This window comes from Bifidobacterium sp. (genome assembly GCF_050874245.1).
Lineage (GTDB): Bacteria > Actinomycetota > Actinomycetes > Actinomycetales > Bifidobacteriaceae > Bifidobacterium.
On sequence record NZ_JBNMKH010000202.1, the window covers coordinates 1 to 1251 of the forward strand.

At 61.1% G+C, this 1251-nt stretch carries 1 pseudogene; it reads right to left on the minus strand.

From position 1 onward, the window contains the following. Nucleotides 1-220: 220 nt before the first annotated feature. Nucleotides 221-1251 (minus strand): annotated as a pseudogene (locus tag ACR0P8_RS09905) (alpha-amylase); the annotation flags it as partial.

The window sequence follows — 1251 nt, forward strand, 5'->3', positions numbered from 1 at the left end:
AGGTGGTGCACACCGACGAAGTGTTCGACCTGCCTCGCGTGCAATCGCTGTCCGCCATCATGAACGGAGAGAAGTAACAAGCCGAAAACAGACTTACCTATCCCCTTTCCTCATAACAAAGCCCGGTTCGGCTTTGTCAGGGCGTTCTACGGAACGTTTCGGCAAAGCGGAACCGGGCTTTTCCGTCGATTCTCGGCTACGTCAGAATCGTTGCGAACAATCAGCCGAGCAGCAGCCAGACGGAAGCGTCGGAATCCAGCTTGCCATCATCCGTCAATGGCACGGAACGTGCGATGACGACCGCATCGTCCGGCAGCGATACCGGCTCGTCGCCGAAATTGGTGATGGATAGGAAACGGCGGCCTTCCGTGGCGGGACGGGAGTAGGCAACGACGGTATCGTCCGTGTCCAGCAATTGCGCGGACGTATCGCCAGTCGCCGTCAGAATCGTCTGACGCAGCTGCAGCAACTTGCGGTACAGGTGCAACATGGAGCCGTCATCCGCCGCCTCTGTGTCGACCGCGAAATCCTTGAACCAGGCCGGCTGCGGAAGGTGCGCGTCGGCGACGGCCTCGCCATCAGCATCGTTTTGAGCCGGGCCGAAGCCGAAGGTGCCACCGGTGATGAAATTGGAATCCCAATCGGCCGGATGACCGCAATCGGCGGCGTTCCAAGGCAACGGCACACGGCAGCCGTCACGGCCCTTGTCAGTGAAATTGCGGCGGGTGTTGAACGGCGTCGGATCCTCAAGACGATCCCACGGAATGTTCGCCACCTCGAACAGGCCCAATTCCTCGCCCTGATACACGTACACCGAACCGGGCAGGCCAAGCTCCATAAGCGCGGCCGCACGGGCACGACGGGTGCCGAGATCGCGGTTCTCCCGATACGAGGAACCATCGCGCAGCAGCCAATCGTGCGCAAGCTGATGATACGGAGCGTCCTTCACCTGCGGAAGGCCGTAGCGGGACGGGCTGCGCGGCACATCATGGTTGTTCATGACCCACGTGGTAGTTGAGCCGTGCGTCTCCGCAGCCGACCGCAGACCATCCTCGATGGCCTCGCGGAATTCGTCCGCGAACCAATTCGCCTTGGCGAACTCGAAATTGAACACCTGGCCAAGTTCGTCCATGGACGCGTACAGGTGCTGAGATTCGGGCTTCACCCACGCCTCGCCGACCGCGAAACGCGGCGGATCGTACTCATTGAACACCGTGCGCCACTCGCGGTAGATGTCATGCACCTCCGGAC